The sequence below is a fragment of the Colwellia sp. 75C3 genome (genome assembly GCF_002836255.1).
Taxonomy (GTDB): Bacteria; Pseudomonadota; Gammaproteobacteria; order Enterobacterales; family Alteromonadaceae; genus Colwellia.
This window is the reverse complement of record NZ_PJAU01000054.1, coordinates 280,695-299,223: the sequence shown is the minus strand read 5'-3', so window position 1 is coordinate 299,223 and position 18,529 is coordinate 280,695. Positions and strand designations below refer to the sequence as shown.

Annotated in this window: 17 protein-coding genes; 12 read left to right on the top strand and 5 right to left on the bottom strand. The window is 37.2% G+C overall.

Translation table 11 applies throughout. The features are described 5' to 3' along the window. Positions 1 to 181: 181 nt before the first annotated feature. Entirely contained in the window at positions 182 to 1,378 is a 1,197-nt protein-coding gene (locus CXF85_RS13850) for an alginate export family protein (protein WP_101229244.1), read from the bottom strand. A 365-nt stretch (positions 1,379 to 1,743) separates the two neighbouring features. Between CXF85_RS13850 and CXF85_RS13845 the strand changes: the two genes are divergently transcribed. Further along, the gene (locus tag CXF85_RS13845) at positions 1,744 to 1,974 is read left to right on the top strand and encodes a hypothetical protein (protein WP_101229243.1); all 231 of its coding nucleotides are present in this window, start codon (positions 1,744 to 1,746) and stop codon (positions 1,972 to 1,974) included. 44 nt (positions 1,975 to 2,018) lie between these two features. After that, the gene (locus CXF85_RS13840; protein ID WP_101229242.1) at positions 2,019 to 2,243 is read left to right on the top strand and encodes a glutaredoxin family protein; all 225 of its coding nucleotides are present in this window, start codon (positions 2,019 to 2,021) and stop codon (positions 2,241 to 2,243) included. Positions 2,244 to 2,405: 162 nt separating this feature from the next. On the opposite strand, the gene CXF85_RS13835 is transcribed toward CXF85_RS13840, so the two are convergent. The 4 genes from CXF85_RS13835 to CXF85_RS13820 all read right to left on the bottom strand — a co-directional run bounded on the left by CXF85_RS13835 (position 2,406) and on the right by CXF85_RS13820 (position 7,259). After that, complete coding sequence (locus CXF85_RS13835) at positions 2,406 to 3,737, bottom strand: O-antigen ligase family protein (protein WP_101229241.1); 1,332 nt, start codon at positions 3,735 to 3,737, stop codon at positions 2,406 to 2,408. 135 nt (positions 3,738 to 3,872) lie between these two features. Beyond that, on the bottom strand, positions 3,873 to 4,406 hold the full coding sequence (locus CXF85_RS13830; protein ID WP_101229240.1) for a hypothetical protein: 534 nt from the start codon (positions 4,404 to 4,406) through the stop codon (positions 3,873 to 3,875). A gap of 24 nt (positions 4,407 to 4,430) precedes the next feature. Further along, the gene (locus CXF85_RS13825) at positions 4,431 to 6,524 is read right to left on the bottom strand and encodes a bifunctional diguanylate cyclase/phosphodiesterase (RefSeq protein ID WP_101229239.1); all 2,094 of its coding nucleotides are present in this window, start codon (positions 6,522 to 6,524) and stop codon (positions 4,431 to 4,433) included. A 60-nt stretch (positions 6,525 to 6,584) separates the two neighbouring features. Continuing rightward, entirely contained in the window at positions 6,585 to 7,259 is a 675-nt protein-coding gene (locus CXF85_RS13820; RefSeq protein WP_232771198.1) for a transglutaminase-like cysteine peptidase, read from the bottom strand. Positions 7,260 to 7,786: 527 nt separating this feature from the next. On the opposite strand from CXF85_RS13820, the gene galU reads away from it, so the two are divergent. From galU to CXF85_RS13770, 10 genes are all read left to right on the top strand, one after another. Continuing rightward, on the top strand, positions 7,787 to 8,683 hold the full coding sequence (gene galU, locus CXF85_RS13815; RefSeq protein ID WP_101229237.1) for a UTP--glucose-1-phosphate uridylyltransferase GalU: 897 nt from the start codon (positions 7,787 to 7,789) through the stop codon (positions 8,681 to 8,683). Positions 8,684 to 8,933: 250 nt separating this feature from the next. Beyond that, a complete protein-coding gene (locus CXF85_RS13810; protein WP_101229236.1) occupies positions 8,934 to 10,208 on the top strand; it encodes a lipopolysaccharide biosynthesis protein in 1,275 nt (424 codons plus the stop codon). Then, positions 10,205 to 11,332, top strand: coding sequence for a glycosyltransferase family 4 protein (locus CXF85_RS13805; protein ID WP_101229235.1), 1,128 nt, complete (start codon positions 10,205 to 10,207; stop codon positions 11,330 to 11,332). Before CXF85_RS13810 ends, CXF85_RS13805 begins: the two co-directional genes overlap by 4 nt. After that, positions 11,329 to 12,255, top strand: coding sequence for a hypothetical protein (locus CXF85_RS13800; RefSeq protein ID WP_101229234.1), 927 nt, complete (start codon positions 11,329 to 11,331; stop codon positions 12,253 to 12,255). The genes CXF85_RS13805 and CXF85_RS13800 overlap by 4 nt, the downstream gene beginning before the upstream one ends. Continuing rightward, positions 12,245 to 12,886, top strand: coding sequence for a hypothetical protein (locus CXF85_RS13795; protein WP_101229233.1), 642 nt, complete (start codon positions 12,245 to 12,247; stop codon positions 12,884 to 12,886). The genes CXF85_RS13800 and CXF85_RS13795 overlap by 11 nt, the downstream gene beginning before the upstream one ends. After that, positions 12,886 to 14,073: a phosphotransferase gene (locus CXF85_RS13790; RefSeq protein WP_101229232.1), complete on the top strand. Its 1,188-nt coding sequence runs from the start codon at positions 12,886 to 12,888 to the stop codon at positions 14,071 to 14,073. The genes CXF85_RS13795 and CXF85_RS13790 overlap by 1 nt, the downstream gene beginning before the upstream one ends. Then, positions 14,073 to 15,284 carry a glycosyltransferase family 4 protein gene (locus tag CXF85_RS13785; RefSeq protein WP_101229231.1) on the top strand — a complete coding sequence of 404 codons (1,212 nt, stop codon included), beginning with the start codon at positions 14,073 to 14,075 and terminating at the stop codon, positions 15,282 to 15,284. The genes CXF85_RS13790 and CXF85_RS13785 overlap by 1 nt, the downstream gene beginning before the upstream one ends. After that, positions 15,274 to 16,461 (top strand): O-antigen ligase family protein, encoded by a 1,188-nt coding sequence (locus CXF85_RS13780; RefSeq protein ID WP_101229230.1) that lies wholly within the window; start codon positions 15,274 to 15,276, stop codon positions 16,459 to 16,461. The genes CXF85_RS13785 and CXF85_RS13780 overlap by 11 nt, the downstream gene beginning before the upstream one ends. Further along, positions 16,458 to 17,612: a glycosyltransferase family 4 protein gene (locus tag CXF85_RS13775; RefSeq protein WP_101229229.1), complete on the top strand. Its 1,155-nt coding sequence runs from the start codon at positions 16,458 to 16,460 to the stop codon at positions 17,610 to 17,612. The genes CXF85_RS13780 and CXF85_RS13775 overlap by 4 nt, the downstream gene beginning before the upstream one ends. Further along, positions 17,612 to 18,376, top strand: coding sequence for a WecB/TagA/CpsF family glycosyltransferase (locus tag CXF85_RS13770; protein WP_101229228.1), 765 nt, complete (start codon positions 17,612 to 17,614; stop codon positions 18,374 to 18,376). The genes CXF85_RS13775 and CXF85_RS13770 overlap by 1 nt, the downstream gene beginning before the upstream one ends. Positions 18,377 to 18,529 lie beyond the last annotated feature (153 nt).

Sequence of the window (18,529 nt, the reverse complement as noted above, 5' to 3'; positions counted from 1 at the left end):
TAAAATCCGCGGCTATTCTAATGCTTTTATTGACATGGGGCAATGCAGTGGCAGGATAAAAAGTAAGAAGCCAGCGTGTTTGCTGGCTTCTTACTATATTACTTAAGTTTTTATAACGGCTAGAGTAAATAGCTAAGTAGTTACTTAATTACTTATCTAGCTATTTATCACCAAGCAATGTTTAGAACTTAGCTGTCATTTGAACCCAAACTTTGTTGGTATCAGTTGGTTTTTGGTCAGCATCACCTTCGCTATAATTGGCTGCTTTAACTAAAACACCATAGTTTTTGTTAATTTGATAAGTTGCCACTAAGTTAAGCTCGCTACCAAAATCAATGCTATCTACATCTGATGAAAAATCATGGTAAGTCGCTGCCCATTTTACGCCAGATACTTTACCTTTAGCTGTTAAATAAAGGTCTTGTAGACCTTCTTTTGGTGTACCTAAGAATTTATCAGCCCAACCATTAAACTTATGCTTAGTTGCTAATGGCGTGTTAAATGCAACTTTACCATCATCGCTACCCAATAATTCATAACCAGCTAATACCGTTACAGCACCAAAGTTATACCCACCTTCAGCATTGATATACATAGCAGAATAGTTATTTGTATTGTCACCATTATCACTTTGACTTGCTAAGCTAGCATTTACTAGGAACTTACCAAACTTACCGTTATATAAAGCGCCTAAGGTACTACTAGAGTTAGTTACGGCTGTGTCGTAATCTAAAAGGTAAGCAAAGCCTGAAATCTTATGGCTTTTGTTAATGTTGTAATTAGCATTAGCTAGGTGAAAGTCACCTTTAATGTTGCCGCCTTTAATATCATTGATGTTTTGGATGTAGCTATAATCTACAGAGAAAGCATCAGCTTTATATTGTGCACGTACTCCATCATATGTCTGTTCATTTTGACGCCAGCCAACACCACCAACGAAACGTTGATTATTGTGTAAAACACGTTGACGACCAACAACAGCACTAAAACCATCGTTTGCGTATTTAATAAAAGCTTGGTTTACATCAGTACCTTGTGGATCCGCAACTACGGGGTATTGAGTTTGACCATTTTGTGTGTTGTTATAGTTATCCGCTAAAGCGTCAACTTTATCCACTTCCAAACCAAGAGAGAAATTACTGTAACTACCCGTGTTAACAGTGATACGACTTTTCAATGTTAATGCTGATGCATGATCCTCTACGCCATCTTGACTTACACCTTCATAACGAGCACGTAAATTAACTTTAACAGTACTATCGCTAAGTGCTTTAGTTATGCTATTGCCGTGCTCTGTTTCACCAGCAAAAGCGGTAGGAGCCGTTAAAATTGCTGCAGTGATTAATGATAAGGTAAACTTATTTACTACTGTTTTCATAATAATATCCTGATTTCATGTTTTAAAAGAAGGTACGTTAGCTTTGTTATTATTATTGGTCTAGTTAACTGATAGGGGGATTTTTGCACCGCATCGAGTTGAATAGTTTGATTTACATCAAGTTGTTAATATATGTATTCAAAGGATAAGTGAATAGCTGCGATAAGTTGATTTGCATCAAGTTCTGTTACGATTTAAGTTAAATAACTTTAGCTCAGCTTACTTAATCGTCAAACATGAATTAATCCCTGCATATTGCAAGGGTACTTTGTGTCGTGCATAAAACACTTCTATAAAAGTTGCGTTATTTAATATAGTGAGCCATTTTTATTACAGCTTATTATGTTTAATGCAGGGTGAATCAAGTGCCAGAAGAAAGACGTAAAATAGAGGCGAAAATAGAAAAGTTATTGAGAGAATTAACTGTTGCCCAACAATGTTCCTTAAGCAAAATAAGTAGCTATGGTTATACTTTATCTTTTGTTCGCACAACACCGGATGGGAAACTTGCCGTTGTTCAATTAGATGATAGCGCAATGACGGTTGATGATGAAGGCGAAATAGATCATCATCCGAATATTAAAATTCGAGATTAAACGTTCAGCTGTTAGTTGAAACACACCCACATAAAAGGCTATAAATGAAACGCGTTGTCCTATATACCATGGAAAAATGTCCACATTGTCAAACTGCAAAACGTTACCTAGAACAAGAGGGTATTGCTTTTAGGTTATGTAATATAAAAACTGCCAAGGGGCAAAGAGAGTTCGCTGGTACGGGTCTGCGAGGCGTACCTGTTTTAAAGGTAGGAGACCAATTGCTTAATGGTTTTTCAATAAAAGATTTTACCGCACTTTATAAGTAAGCGTTCGCGGCTAAAGCCAGCTCCTACAGTAAATGTTCGGGCGTAAACACCCTCCTACAGTAAACGCTCGGGCGTACACACCATTTTACAGTGCGTGTCTGTAGGAGCAGGCTTTAGCCGCGAACATTGCTTTAGCGAACATTTCTTTAGCCGCGAATATTGCTATACCCGATTAGACTCTTTTTTTAAGTTTGAAGCGATTAAAGTAAGCGACAATATACTGATAAAGAGCAAAGCGATAGCGGGTGACTGTAGTGAAAAGTCTACTGTTGAATGTAATAGCATATGAATAATAGCGGCTGCACAGCCAAACGAGACACCTTGATACAGCGCTGTTTTACGCTTTACCAAGGTCTTCAATGCAACAAACAAGCAATACAGCACCATCGCACCTAATAAAAACGTGATAGGTAAACCTAATTCAGCCGAAAATTGAATGTAATCATTATGGGCATGGTCATAAAAACCAGAGTAGGGTTGTGCTTGGTATTGAGAAAAGCTTGAATAGAAACTCCCACCGCCTGTACCAAATACAGGGTAATCTAATATCATAGGTATTGAATCACGTATCACCTCATCTCTTGTTTCAGAAGCTAAACTAGTTTCTAACAAACGTTGTTTGACCTTTTCAACACCAAAAATAGCACCTACTAAAATAAAGTCGAGAATAAAGAAGCTCAATATCAAAAGGCGCAAATTCTTAGGTTTACGATTATAAAAGAAATAAGAGAATATACTGACCGCAGCTAAAGCTAAGAAAAATGCCGAATTACCCATGCGTGATCGCGTTAAAATCAAAGCAATGATCATAATAATCAAACTTATTCTAATCAGCATCTTAGGACTTAATAAAACCATAGAAAAATCACGAATTTTATGTCGTACTTGATGACCTCCTTCCTTTAAAGAGAGCTGACTGATCAATACACCAATACCAATAGATAAACACAACGCTAAGTAATTCGCCAATTGGTTCTTATAAATAAAACTGCCTACCGCTTCTTTTGAATAAGGGATATAAAAAATAGGTGTCGCCATGCCCACATTAAGATTTAACCAGCTGGCGTATAAAGCTTGAAAGAACCCAGATATAAGAATGGCTATGGCAAACTTATAAAGCATGGCTTTGGTATTCACATAATAAAAAACTAACCAAGAAAATTGCGTTAAAGCGATCGTCTTTAATAGCATGATATGCGTTAAAGAAGGATCAAATGAAAGCGTTGGTAATGAACGGCCTAAAAAAGTGCCCAAACCAGGAATCATCTGAAATGCTAACCATAATGTGGTGATGGTTAATGGCACAAGAACAGCCAGAGAATACCTAGGAGCAAGAAAACGTTGTTTACTTGTGAAGGTATACATCAAGTGAACTAAAAATAAAGCAAAGATCAAAAATGTTAACGAAGAGCTTGCCCAAATTCTATTGGCACCTAACGGTATAGGAGCATAAATAATAAGTGCACAAAGGCTATAAAATATAAAATGATTCAATGGAGTCTTATCTTTGCATAATTGATAGTTAATAGTGGCATAGCAGTAAGATTAAAAAGATAAGCTTACTCTAAAACCATAGAGCTAATGGTAAAAAAGATCCCGTAGGATCTTTTTATACAGTGAATCAGCTACTTATTGGTTTTTTGAAATACCGCCACCGCCACCGCCGCCACCAGAATTTCCAGGGCTAGTATAAGTTGGTGTTTTATTCGTAGGTGTACTGCTAATAGGGCTACTATTAGCAGGAGTAGAGCCCGCTGCAGTTGCTTCAGAAGCAATTGTCGCATCAACACCACTTGCAATAGCGATAGACGTAACTGTATCGCTATTTACACCTGCTTCAGTTGCAATATTTAATATATTAGCAATTTGAGGTGAGTCGGCACCAAGCGCGATTATTGCTGTTGCAATGATCGTTTCAGCAGCTTCACTGTCTTCGCCTACAGCAGCAATTGCTGCAGCAACTAAAGATTCAGCCAAAGCTGGATTGTTAGTAATTGCAGCAGTTATTGCTGCTGTAAGATCACATCCACCAGAGCTACATTCATTTGCTATGGTAGTATCAATGATTTTTTGCGCTGTCGGAGAAATCTCTATAGCGCTAGCTGGCATTATTGTTGTGCCTAACAAGGCAAAAGTTACTGCTGCTAGAGTGGTTTTGTTCATTATGTCGCCCTAATTCTTGTACTATTATTTGGTATTTTCGGCCATGCTAACTAACATGGGTGAGTAAATACATGTTAAGTCTCTATCTAAGTCTTTATCTAAATATCTATCTAAATCACCTTCCTTCAATGGCAATGTCTTCTGTATGTAATTTCCTTGAAGTCCATCACAATGTAAATCTACCAATAATTGCTTAGTCGCTAAGCTTTCTACATGGCTGGTTAGTATTTTAATTCCTAAGCCATGACCAATTTGTGTTACTGCTTGAATAAAAGGTTTATTCTCAGTATGCAGTTCTAGTTCATGTATATAAGCGCCATCAATTTTAAGATAATCAACATCTAAACCTTTAAGGTATCTAAAAGAGGTAAAGCTTGAGCCAAACCTATCTATACATATTTCAATACCTAACGATTTTGCCGACTGTATAAATTGAATGCTTGAATCAATCCCAGCAAGAATGGCCTCTTCATTAATCTCAAACACCAAACTGGGGAGATTATTTTTATTTTCTTCAATAAAGCAGGTAAGCCAATGTCTAAATTCAGTACTATGTAATGATTGATGAGTAAGGTTAATAGCTATTTTACTCTGTGGAGTGAGATGCGTTAAATTGGCTAATTTACTCAATACCAATTTATCTAACTCTTGAGATTTGTTGGTACGCTCAGCCATAGAATATAACTGGCTATTAGCGATAATTTCATCGTTGTTTAAAAGCTGACTAAACAATTCATAATATAAAACGTTATCACCATTCTCAGACCCGCTACTCTCTAAATCATGAACAACAGAATGATCAATGCTAGAAATTACCGGTTGAAAGGTAAATTCAATATGGTTTCCTTTCAACCAACCATCAATGATCTTTGACCACTCTTGTAAACTGTGCGTTGTTTGGGTGTTATTATCGCAATAAACGCCACCTAACGAAGTTGCAGAACTTTCTTGTATTAACAAGGTGTCTAATCTTATTAATAAATCGCTCAGTGCTTCGTTACTGTTATAAGTAATGGCAACTAACTTACCAAAACCATCGTCATAATAATCTGAATTTAAAGTAGAGAACTCACTATTAATATTTTCACAAAACTTTACTACGTCTTCGCCAACACTATTAATGGTAAAAAAGAAACTGCCACCATTTACGCGATACGCTTTAGCACCATTAAAAGAAGTTAACTGCTCGGAAAGTAATTGGGCTGCTTGGCAAACATAATCATCACCAGCTTTATAGCCTAGCTTTGTATTAATACTTTTTAGGGAATGTAATTGCACTAATCCCAGGGTGGTAAAATCATCAGGCTGCATATCATTATTAGCGGTTGTAAACTGACTTTGAAAAGCACGACGATTACCTAATTGAGTTAAGTCATCAACAAAGATTTCATGAGTAAGCTTATTCGCCTGCTTACTGACAAGGTCAAAAGAGGCTTGTATGTTACTCACCATAGTATTCATGGCATTAATAACGGTTTTAAGCTCACGTGTCGTGGGAATATCGCTAATAAATGTGAAGTCTTTTCGACTCACCGCTATTGCTTGCTCTTCTACTTGAGCTAACGGCGTTAAAACAGATCGTAATATAAAGTGCGCAATGAAACACGAAAGTACAGCAATGAGTAAGGAAGATAAGAAGTTATTAATGGCACGTTGCCAAAGTTTTTCATAAGAAGCCCCCACATGACTTTGAAAACTTAACGTTCCGCCAACATTCCAGCCATTACTTACTTCGCTTGACATTACTGGCGGCGTTAATTCAAAAACGTTAATAAACCAGAGGGGCACACCATCAATAATATTATTATTTTCACGAGACATTATAATATTATTATTAACGTCTGTTAGGCTTACTTTCTGATAATAACCAGAGTCAAAAATGGCCACTATCATCGTCTCAGCAACCATCAAGTTTTCTTCATCCATATAGGGTGAAATTGATAATCCGACACTGGTTGCTGCATCTTGGGCGTGACTTTTCATTTGATCATTTAAATAAGAGCGAGTTGCCTCGACACTAATCCAAGATGCACCAAAAAAATTAACTAACGCTATACCAATGACTAAGCTATAGAGCAGTGTTCTTAAACTTATTCCAGTGTTAATTGAAACAGTCATATTACGTATTTCCCAAAAAATTATTTTTACTCAAAGTCACAGCTTTTATATTTGTTATGATTAATTAATGCTAGTTAAGGTATGCATTTCACCGTCTTCAATACGTTGTACTAAACCATTCCAAGCGGAAACTCCTTTACTCTTTGTTACCTTTCTACCTAACCCTTTGGCTTTCGCCATCCATAATCCCTGGGCATTAAAACTGTAAATAGGCTTTAAGTCTCGCCGCTTCGTTGCGGGTAATACCTTAGAGTTAAAATTGTCTAAAACAAAAGGCACATCTTTTGGGTTTTCAAAATAAATTAACACCATATGTGGCTGGTTTACTGTTAGCTGGCGAACATACATTAACCGTAATTTATTTTCGTTCACCCCTAAGGAGGTTAAGCTAAAATATTTTGCAATGGCAAAATCTTCACAATCACCCATACCACGACCAATGGTTTCAGCGGGTGAAGCCCAATAATCCTTTTTTCCCCATAAGGTAAGGTCGTCTTGGTAGGTGATTGTTTTATTAAAAAAAGTATTCACTTTATTAATTTTAGACCAATCACTATCAGTTTGATTATCAAGCATAACACTACGCCACTTCTCAGCACGACGCTTCGCTGCGTCACCATAGGTAGACGTTAGTTTTTGATAAAATGAATCGGAAAAAAAACCATCTAATTGACTAGAAGATGGGCAAGCATACATGATTAAGAATAACCAAAGTAGAGTATAAATGTTTTTCAAAACACGCCTTATTACCGTTTCTGTATCATTGGTGGATCTAGTCGTTACAAAGTATTAGATAATGTTAACCGTTATAAATCAACAACGTTCTAATACCTGCAGAGGGAAAAACGGTGAGGACTCATTATTTGTAACCAACCTTTAAATCAGCCAGCATTAGCCTTACTCATTCTTCGCTTATACCAATGGGTTTGTAAAGCTGTTTTGCACATTTGTAACATAAAAAGGGCTCGGTGTTTTTGTTTAATACCGCTACATAATATGAACATAATTATGGCTTCTTGATTAAACCCACTGTAACCAAAGTGTGTATCCCTGTTTTTGTCTTGTTACGCTCGTGTGTTGATTTGTTTTCCTGGTATAACCCTTTGTTGTAATCACCTTATCGGCTTAATATAATTTCTTTCCTTATTTAAGTAAGGATGTGCTGCAGGAAACGGATGTTTATTTACGTTAAATTTATCTTTTATATTTAACAAAAAATGAATCACCTCTCAGCTGATTATAACCTCAAAGCAAGATTAACAATGAACGTTCAAAAAGCAGTTTTACCCGTTGCCGGTTTAGGCACACGCATGTTACCCGCCACTAAAGCTATTCCTAAAGAGATGTTGCCATTAGTAGACAAACCACTTATTCAATATGTCGTTAATGAAGCCGTAGCTGCAGGTATTAAAGAAATTGTTTTAGTCACTCATTCGTCTAAAAACTCGATTGAAAATCATTTTGATACCAGTTTTGAGCTTGAAGCAACACTAGAAAAGCGTGTAAAGCGTAGCCTGTTAGACGAAGTACGTTCAATTGTCCCAAAAGGCGTCACTATCATCTCTGTTCGTCAGCCCAAAGCATTAGGTTTAGGCCATGCCATTTTAACGGCTAAACCGATTATTGGTGATGAACCTTTTGCTGTATTACTGCCTGATGTAATTATTGACCAATATATGTCTGATCTTAAAACAGATAATTTAGCTGAAATGATTAAACGTTTCGATGAAAGCCAACAAAGCCAAATAATGGTTGAACCTGTGCCACAAGATAAAGTAAACCTTTATGGCGTGGTTGATTTAAGCGGTGTTGAAATTAACGCCGGCGAAAGCGCAATAATCACCAACATGGTAGAAAAACCACCGGTTGATAAAGCGCCAAGTAATTTAGCCATTACCGGTAGATACGTACTATCACCAAAAATTTGGGATTTACTTGAATCTACCCAACCAGGTGCCGGAGATGAAATTCAATTAACCGACGCCTTACATCAATTACGTTTATTAGAGCCGTTAGAAGCATACCAAATTAAAGGTAAGTCCCATGATTGTGGCTCAAAAGTAGGCTACTTAATGGCCAACGTCGAATACACCTTAAAATGTGGAAAAATCGGTGCCGATTTCAAACAAGAACTACACGAGTTCTTAAAGATAAAATAAATACATTGTAGGAATACTTTGTAGGAGGGCGCTTTAGCCCCGAACAGCCGAACAGCCGAACAAAGAACAAAAATAACACGGGCTTCAACCCAAAACATTGCTCTACCCAAACAGTTACACACAAAGGTTTACAAAATGAAAGTTACAATGGCAGGTACAGGTTACGTAGGTTTATCAAATGCAGCATTGCTTAAGAAACACTTTCAAGTTGTAGTAACTGAATTTTATCATAACGTAAATTTATAACACCATGCGTGTACTTTTCAAATTATTAAATAAACATAGCGACCTAAACCTAACACTTATCGATCAAGCGATCGTGAGTGGTGTTAATTTTTTAACAGGGCTTTTACTTGCGCGCTTTTTAGGTTTAGAGGCATTTGGCGTATTCACCATGTTGTGGATGGTGGTGATGTTTGTTAACTCTATTCAAATGGCGGCTATTAGCGCGCCTATGATGACTATAGGAGTTAAATACGAATCTCAAAAAGAGCGTGATGAATATTACTCGGGCGTTATTGCCCAGCAGGGCGTATTTTCACTGATAACATTCGTAGCTATTTTGGTAGGGGTGAAGCTTACTGCGCATTTTAAACCTGAATTGAATATTGAAAACCTAGCGCTGCCACTGGCGCTAGCGGCTTTCTTTTTTCAGAATCAAGATTTCATGCGCCGCTATTTCTTTTGCCATGAAAAAACCTCGCTAGTACTTATTAGTGACGTAATTAGTTATTTAGGGCAGCTAGCTTTTATCCTTATCATGTCTGCATTTTTTGAATTATCACTTGTGGGGGTGTTGTGGGTTATTGCCTTAACATCCGCAGCGGCGGTTGTACTTTTATTATCAAAAGTTAATATTGTTGCCATTAGTCTAAAAACACTGCTCAACAGCATTCAAAGGAATGTCCATTTTTCTAAATGGCTAATCGCATCTGCCTTAATGCAGTGGACAAGCGGTAATTACTTCATCATAACCGCGGGCGTATTACTCGGCCCTATCGCTGTAGGGGCGTTAAAAGCCGCACAAAATATCGTGGGGGTAACCCACATATTATTTCAAGCGCTCGATAACATAGTACCAATTAAAGCAAGCCAAGCACTAATCAATAGTAAAAGTGATTTAACAGCATACCTGAAAAAAGTAGCACTAATAGGTGGAGTATTTGTCGGGATGTTGTGTCTGGTTATTGGTATGTTTTCATCACAAATCATGAGCTTAATTTACGGCGCGCAATACGCTGATTATGGATTGGTGCTGAGTGCCTATAGCGCTATTTATATGGTTATTTTTTTATGCTTGCCGTTAAGGGCTGGTTTAAGAGCACTAGAAGTTACCAAGCCGATTTTTTACGCTTATATCGTTATGAGTGTTTTTTCCCTACTTACGGCAGCAAGCTTAATTGTGAAGTGGGAATTAATAGGCGCCCTGTTGGGAATATTGATAACGCAGTTATTAATGCTGGTTATACTGTGGCTGGCTTTTGTTATGCCGAAGCATAAAGAAAAGGAAAATATAAACGCATGAAAATAATTCACGTTCTTCTTGGTAAAGCAAACCCTAATACTATGAATGGGGTTAACAAGGTTGTTCATAACTTAGCAACAGAGCAAATGAAGCTAGGTTACGATGTAGAAGTTTGGGGGCTTACGGGTACTCCTAGTAAAGTAAGCCACGCGCATGATTATAATTTAAGATTGTTTACAGTTCAGAAGATTCGTTTTCTTCTATCGGCATCGTTAAGCGATGCAATTAAAGAATTAAAAAATACCGATGTGATTGTGCATCTTCATTCGGTGTTTTTGCCTGAACTTTATGCTGTAAGTCGTAAGCTAAAAGCAAATAATATCACTTGGGTTTTATCTCCGCATAGTGGTTACAACTTTAACAGTCTGAAAAAAAACAAGTACATGAAAGCTATTTACATAGCCTTGTTTGAAAAAAAATTAGTGTCGCAATCAAAAAGAATCCACGCCATAGGCCAATCAGAGATTCAAGATATTAAAGCAATATCTCCCTCGTCTGAAATCGTACTTATTCCAAACGGTCAATCACTGTTGGATGTTGAGTTTACGCCGCAACCTGTTATTAAAGAAGTAGAAAAGCCTGTATTTGGTTTTTGTGGGCGTTTAGCGAAAGATCATAAAGGATTGGACCTATTGATATCAGCGTTTTCTCAGTATAAAAACAACAGCGGTAAGGGCGTGCTCTGGCTAATCGGACATGGCCCAGATGCTGATGCTTTAAAGGCTCAAGTACAATTTTTAGGGATTTCACAGTATGTACATTTTTTTGGCACTAAATTCACGGATGAAAAATTGAGTATTATGAGTAATATGGATGTTTTTATTCATACTTCACGCTGGGATGTTTACCCAACAGCAACGCTCGAAGCCGCAGCATTGAAAACGCCTTTGTTATTGAGTGAAGAAACAAATATGGGTGCACATGTTAAGCAGTTTGGCTGCGGCTTGATTTTAGAAGATAACTCAGTTGAATGTATTGAGAATGCATTGCATGTGTTTTCTTCGTTAGAAATAGAGAAACGAATACAGATGGGTATTAGTGCGAAGCGGTTGATTAAAGATGAATTGAACTGGCCCAATCTATCGCTAGCCGTAACTGAAAACTTATATGGATTAAGCAAATGATTAAAGATGACTTTGCTTATCGTAAGGAAGTATATGAACAGTTTGCTCATGCCGCAAATGCTGAAAATATTCGTTGGTGTGTTCTTCATGGTATTGAAGGTTATCCCAATTCAATAGGTAGGGATTTAGATATAACCTGCGATACGAAAGCCGAGGGTGAAAGACTTATTAATATTTATAGAGGAATAGTCGATAATCACCCCCGTACAAAGAAAATGGTAATACCTAGCCCTATATGGGGGGATCGTGTTTTAGGTATTAGTAATAGTTTAGATGTTGCCGAACTTCATTTAATTCGTCCGGTTAGGTCAGCATTTATTAGCTTTAAATCAGATTTTAATGATATAAATTTGGTAGAAAATACCTTCCCGGTATCTGAGTTTTTATCATTTTCTAAATCAGCAGTTATGCCTGCAATGGTTAATCAAAAATGGAGACATAAAATAACAGGAATGCCAGAAAAAAAGCATATTCCCGCTTGGCTTATTCCGGCATACCAGCATATGTATAATAATGATGTTCTCTCTAAAAGAATAAAACTCGGGGTTTTAGTACGTTTCGCTGCTTTACACCCACTTAAAACACTAAATAATTCATACTACTGGGTGCTTAGAAAAACACAGTTAGATAAATACCCAACGACTCCTCTTGTGTTTTTAGACTGTTCAGATTCTGGCGAAGTTTTTCGAAAAAATATTAGTTGTAAAATGGGAAAGATTTTTTTAAAGGTTATTTGTGGCGATAGCTTAACCAATAAACAAATTAGAATACATCAAGGGCGGCAGCAGTTGGTATATATTACACAAAAAAGAAAAAGTGTTGATGTAGAGCTGAATGAAAAAAACAGAGCGGATTGGGTTGAGATGCTATTGAGTTCGTTTTCTTTTGTGAATAAGAAGTGGAATACTGAACATGAGCAATAAAGGACTGTTAATTACTTTTTTAGGACCTGATGGGGCTGGAAAGACGACAGTGGGCGATGGTTTAGCTGAAGCAATTAAGTCATCTTTTAATGGTGTTGAAAGGTTCCATCTTAGGCCGAGTTCTTTTTCATCTAAAAATAATACGGTGACTGTTGTCGAAAATCCTCACGAACAAAGTGTTAGGGGGGTGGTTCCATCGATAGCTAAGCTTATATACTTTATTGTGGATTACTTTGTAGGAAACATTACAAAAATAAATCATTTAAAACGAAAATCATACTTGGTAATTTTTGACCGCTATTTTCATGACTTATTAATCGACCCTATACGCTATCGTTATGGCGCACCGATGTGGTTGGCAAAACTAGCAAGTTATTTTATTCCTAAACCTGATTTGTTTATTATCTTTGATGCGCCAACAGAAATTATTCAAGCACGTAAAAAAGAAGTTAGTTTTGAAGAAACGGAGCGGCAGCGACAGGCTTATCTTGCCTTTGCGAAAACAGAACCGAACTGTATTGTCATTGACACCTCAGTAGGTATTGATGAAAGTGTGCGGGCAGCAAGCACCGCTGTGTTTAATTATATCGAAGCTAAGCAGCTAAAGCGTTTAAAAAGGAATGAGAATTGATGGTGCTGACACTTTCAAATACCATTAAACATAAACTGCATGAGTGTGTTGCTGACACAGCTTGTTACGCCTTTGACTCAGAACAACTGTATGCAGCTATCGTTAGTAATAATAATCCAAGATGGATTATTCCTTTAGGCAGTCCATTAGCCAAAAACACGCTGTCACAGTGGATGCCTTATAGTATTTTGTCTCAATTTAAGTGGCATATTATCTGTTTGCTATCACCTTTTAAATTATTAGCAAAACTGCCTAATATAATCAACATCGGCAGTCTTCCTATATGTAAAATTAAAAATAGCGTAGCAATAAAAAATGGTACTGCGATAAATAGTGTGGTTCCTATTGTGTATGTAGGCACGGAAGGCTTGCAGCAAAAAGCAGTGGCCTCGCTTATTTGTACAAAAACATCAGGCAATATAGCCATTATGAAAATTGCTATTGGCTCTGCTGCAAGTCGTAGTTTAAATAATGAAATCAGTGCATTAAGTACCCTAGAAAAACACAAATTCCATTACGCACCTAAATGCCTCAACCAAAATAAAGCGCTGGGTTATACCGTTCAGACGGTTATTGATGGCAAGCTAAGTAGCCGAGAGTTAACCGTGCAGCATATTGAGCTATTAAGCGAGCTTGCGAGTGTTTCGCCAAAGCAGCAGACAACTTACCTTGCTATTAAAAAAGAATTGCTTGAACAGCTTGAACTCAACAAAAGCAGTAAAGATAGATCTCTTACTGAAAATGACTTCACATTGATATCAAAAACTCTTAATAAGGTAGAAAGTGATTTTGAGCTTCCGCTGATTTTTGTGCATGGCGATTTTTCGCCGTGGAATATTAAAGTGGCAAGCAGCTGTGTTAAAAATAGTCTGAATAAACGCAGCACAAAAAATACGCATCTGGCTTTAATCGATTGGGAAGATTTTAAGTTCAGTGGCCTTCCTCTATGGGATTTATGCCATTTTTGTTTTATGCAATCGAATTTATTTGATGAGCCTAAGTGGGTTGCATGCCTTTTGGAATCCCCTTTGATTGTTCAATACTTAAAGAGCTTACCTTTAGATGTTGAAAATAAAGAAGTATTCATCCGCTTGTACATAATAGAAACCATTTTGTCGCCATCCGCTAATTGCAGTGATGATTATCGTGAATATTTAATGGCGCAGCTAAAGAAGATAACTGTTTAATGAAAGTATTATTATCAGCGTATGCGTGTGAACCCAATAAAGGATCAGAACCAGGAGTGGGCTGGCATTGGGCGCAAGAGGTTGCAAAGCTTAAGCACGATGTAACTGTACTTACACGCAAAAACAATCAAGAAGTAATCAGTGAGTATTACTCGAATAACAAACAGCCAGATAACTTAAGTTTTATTTATTATGATCTGCCGAAGTGGCTTTCGTGGTGGAAAAAAGGTGGGCGAGGTGTTCGTTTCTATTATTTTTTATGGCAAATAGGTGCTTTTTTCACAGCGCGTAGCGTACATGAAAAATCAAAGTTTGATCAAGTGCAACACATTACATTTGTCAGTGTGCGACAACCAAGCTTTATGGGGCTATTAGGTATTCCTTTTGTTTTTGGCCCTGTTGCAGGTGGTGATAGTGCGCCTCTTGCTTTGCGTGCGGGGTTTAGTCTTAAGGCGAAAATAAGAGACAGGCTGAGAGACATTATAAATTACTGTGTGGGATATGACCCTTTCATGCACCTTACTTTTTATAGTGCAGATAAAATTTTTGTTACATCAGAACAAACTAAAAAGTTAATTCCAGCTATTCATCAGAATAAAGTTAGGGTTCAGTTGGCTATTGGTGTTGAAAGTAAAAACAGCGCGATTCAAGGTGTTCAGTCTGGGCGAAATGACTCTTCAGTACGGGTTTTGTATGTTGGGAGATTTGATTATTTAAAGGCTTTACCACTAGCTATACGGTCGTTTGCGCAAGCGTTAAAACAGAGTGAGTTGTCTCTTACTTTAGTTGGATCTGGCCCAGAAAAAAAATCATTAAATACGCTGGTGAATCACTTGGGCGTAGAAGATAAGGTCCATTGGATTGATTGGGTACCTCAAAATGAGTTAGCTCGAATATACCGAGAGCATGATGTATTTATATTTCCTAGTCTTCGGGATTCTGGCGGTATGGTGGTGCTAGAAGCAATGGCAGAAGGTTTACCTGTAGTTTGCTTAAATCTTGGTGGCCCTGGAGTTATTGTTAATGAGGGTTGTGGCATAAGTATTGACACAAACAATAAATATGAGACCGATGTTATAGAAGAATTGGCAAAAGCTCTAGTGTTATTGCAAGAAGACAAACACACATTCTATACAATGCAGGAAGGTGCAGTTGATAGGGCTAGAGAAATGACCTGGGCTGGTGTTGTTGGAAAGGTATATGGTGAATAATAAGTGGGAAATACGAATAAACACATTGGCAATTATTTACTTTTCACTTCTTTTCCTACAAGTGCCATTGGTTGCGTTATTTTTTAGAAGTAATACATTTTTTGGGACGATGGCATTTGCGCTAATTGATATTTTGTTTTTGTTGTTGTTTTTATCTAAGGCTAAAAAAGAAGATAGATATATTAGAGTATTAATCCCAGTGTTTATATATGTATGTATTGGACTTTTAAGCCATACCTGGTCGATAAATGAAAACTATACTTATAGCCTATCTCTTTATATCAAAGAAATAATAAGAGTATTTGTCGTGCTATTTTTATTCTTGGCGATACGAAAAGATGAACTGTTAAAAACTTTTTTTCAAGCAGCATTAATTTCTTCTTTGATGTTTTTTGTTATCGGAATTTTTACTTTGGATTTTGCACAAGAGTATGCAGGTTCTTCAAGTCGCGCCATGTACCTTGGTTATAAGGATGCAGTTGGGGTTGGTAGACCAGCGTCGCTAATAGCACTATTTGTTGCAGCTGGTTGGGCTTCGGGATTTATAGAAAAAAGGCATGCGATATGTGGGCTGGCTTTAATCCTAACTATAGTATTTCTCTGTTTTTCAAAAAGCAGTATTGGCGCTCTATTTGCCGCACTTTTTTTGTCATATGGGTTTGATAAAGATAAAAAGAAAATATCTGTTAGTGTACTTTTCTTTGTATTTATAGCTGTCATTTTAGTGGTTGTTTTAAGGTTTGAGTATATCAATGAATATTTTAATGCTTATGGTGGCGAAAATGCCAATTCCTACTCCGGTAGAACTCCTTTATGGGATGCGTTAATCTCAGAATTTAGTGACTCAATATTTTTCGGTCATGGAATAAATTCTGTTGAACTGCTTCTTTATGACTACTACCTTGAGGCTGGTACTGCTCATAATGAAGTTTTACAACAGTTAGTTACCTTGGGTTTGTTTGGGTTTACTTTATGGTTTCTTATGCAGTGGTCATATTTGTCAATAATGAATGGTTTGTTAAATAAAGAAATAAAAAAAATAATGCTGACAGGTTATTTGTTTTTCTTAATAGTAGGTTTGTTTGAAAGCGTGCTGGTAACTACAGTATTCCCTTTGTATTTATTCTCCCTATTTTTGCTTATAGGGAATTATTATAGGAAAGGAGTCCATGAATGAAGATACTCATAGCCCACAATAATTATCAAATCTCTGGCGGTGAAGATTCTGTATTGGCCAGTGAGCAAAAATTGCTTGTTACTCAAGGAGAAGAAGTTGTTTTACATTGTGTAAGCAACGATGGCATAACCACGGTGCTTAGCAAAATACTCGCCGCTATAGGTGTGGTCTTTTCAATCTCACAATATGTGAAATTTAAGCAGCTTTTAAGATTGGAAAACCCTAATGTTGTGCATGTGCATAATTACTTCCCTGTGATGTCACCCGCTATTTTTTATGCCTGTAAACATATGGGTATTCCTATTGTGCATACGCTGCATAATTATAGGGCTGTGTGTCCTACTGCTTTATTAATGCATGATGGTCGCATTGTTGAGAAAAGTATTAAAGGCAGTGCATGGTGGGCGGTACCTAAAAAGGTGTATCGTGGCTCTTTGTTAGGTACGTTTGCTTTAGCCTTAATGGTAGAGGTACATAAAAAACTTGGTACTTGGCAGCATACAGTGGATCGTTTTATAACGCTTACTGAATTTCAAAAAAATAAATATATTACTGCTGGATGGCCTGCTGAAAAATTATCCGTTAAGCCTAACTTTACTATTGATGACGGTGACATTAGTGAAGTTAATCGCCAACCAAAGGCTGTATTTGTTGGTCGATTAAGTGACGAGAAAGGAATTAATATTCTTAATGAAGCTTGGGTAAATATTGATTTTTCTCTGGATATCATTGGTGACGGGGACGCGTTAGCTCATGGCAACCGATGGATTTCCCAACTTGGTAAAAAAGAAAAAAAATATGTCCTTACAGCCATTGGAAGTGCACAATTTATTGTGGTTCCTTCAGTATGTTATGAAGGATTTCCTATGGCGATAGTTGAATCTTTTGCATGTGGTACCCCTGTACTATGCAGTCGCTTAGGTAGTATGGAAGAAATAGTAACCGATGGTGAAACAGGTTTACATTTTGAAGCTGGTAACTCAGCAGATCTGACCAATAAGGCTCAGTGGTTAATTAACAACCCCGATGAATGTTTACGCATGGGTCGGAATGCCCGCGCGGAGTATTTAGAAAAATACACAGCAGAAAAAAATTATGAAATGCTGATGGATATATACCAACAGGCAATTGACGAGGCAAAAAAGCGATAATGAATAAACGAAGTACGATTATCTCTATGGAAGTTAATATTACTACTGTTGATAGAGCCCTTGATGAAGTTGAAATACTAGCCAAAAAAAATGAAGGCGCTTATGTTTGTGTTTCAAATGTTCATATGTGTATGGAAGTATATGACTCACCAGAATTTGCCAATATAGTTAATGATGCCGACTTAGTTATTCCTGATGGCAAACCACTCTCTTGGGCACAAAAATTACTAGGGCACTCAGATGCTAAGCAGGTCCGTGGACAAGATATCATGAATGCAATTTGTGCTGCATCAGGAGAAAAGTCGCTAAATATTGGCTTTTATGGTGGTAGTTCTGAAGCCCTACTTAATACCGTTAAAGAAAAGCTAGTAGCAAGTTATCCTGATATTAATATTACTTATGCCTTTTCTCCTCCGTTTCGTCCTTTAACAGAGGATGAAGATGCCGGTGTTGTGGCTGCAATGAATGCCGCTAAAGTAAATGTTTTATTTGTGGGTATTGGTTGCCCAAAGCAAGAGCGTTGGATGGCTGAACATAAAAGCCAATTAAACTGTGTAATGTTAGGTGTTGGTGCAGCATACGATTTTATTGCAGGTTCAAAAAAACATGCACCACGTTGGATGCAAAAAATAGGCTTGGAATGGTTGTTTAGATTGTGTTCTGAACCTAAGCGCTTATGGCGGAGGTATTTTTCGACAAACCCTAGGTTTATCTGGCATTTTGGAAAACAGTTGTTGAAGCATAAATTAAGCGGGAAAAGATAAGTGGAAAGTTTGGAAGGGATAAGTAGAAAGTTAGGAAGGGATAAGTATAAAGGTTGAAGTAAAAGTACTCGAGAACCTTTTTCTCATGACTGGTGATTTTCTCACTTAATGAAAATTTATATATTGAAAGTGCAAGCATTGAAGCTTGTAAAA

Excerpts from the sequence above, each read along its gene's own strand:
- CXF85_RS13775 (WP_101229229.1), top strand. The coding sequence starts at position 16,458 with ATGAAGATACTCATAGCCCACAATAATTATCAAATCTCTGGCGGTGAA.
- CXF85_RS13790 (WP_101229232.1), top strand. The coding sequence starts at position 12,886 with ATGGTGCTGACACTTTCAAATACCATTAAACATAAACTGCATGAGTGT.
- CXF85_RS13800 (WP_101229234.1), top strand. The coding sequence starts at position 11,329 with ATGATTAAAGATGACTTTGCTTATCGTAAGGAAGTATATGAACAGTTT.
- CXF85_RS13795 (WP_101229233.1), top strand. The coding sequence starts at position 12,245 with ATGAGCAATAAAGGACTGTTAATTACTTTTTTAGGACCTGATGGGGCT.
- CXF85_RS13785 (WP_101229231.1), top strand. The coding sequence starts at position 14,073 with ATGAAAGTATTATTATCAGCGTATGCGTGTGAACCCAATAAAGGATCA.
- CXF85_RS13780 (WP_101229230.1), top strand. The coding sequence starts at position 15,274 with ATGGTGAATAATAAGTGGGAAATACGAATAAACACATTGGCAATTATT.
- CXF85_RS13805 (WP_101229235.1), top strand. The coding sequence starts at position 10,205 with ATGAAAATAATTCACGTTCTTCTTGGTAAAGCAAACCCTAATACTATG.
- CXF85_RS13830 (WP_101229240.1), bottom strand. The coding sequence starts at position 4,406 with ATGAACAAAACCACTCTAGCAGCAGTAACTTTTGCCTTGTTAGGCACA.
- galU (WP_101229237.1), top strand. The coding sequence starts at position 7,787 with ATGAACGTTCAAAAAGCAGTTTTACCCGTTGCCGGTTTAGGCACACGC.
- CXF85_RS13850 (WP_101229244.1), bottom strand. The coding sequence starts at position 1,378 with ATGAAAACAGTAGTAAATAAGTTTACCTTATCATTAATCACTGCAGCA.
- CXF85_RS13840 (WP_101229242.1), top strand. The coding sequence starts at position 2,019 with ATGAAACGCGTTGTCCTATATACCATGGAAAAATGTCCACATTGTCAA.
- CXF85_RS13770 (WP_101229228.1), top strand. The coding sequence starts at position 17,612 with ATGAATAAACGAAGTACGATTATCTCTATGGAAGTTAATATTACTACT.
- CXF85_RS13810 (WP_101229236.1), top strand. The coding sequence starts at position 8,934 with ATGCGTGTACTTTTCAAATTATTAAATAAACATAGCGACCTAAACCTA.
- CXF85_RS13825 (WP_101229239.1), bottom strand. The coding sequence starts at position 6,524 with ATGACTGTTTCAATTAACACTGGAATAAGTTTAAGAACACTGCTCTAT.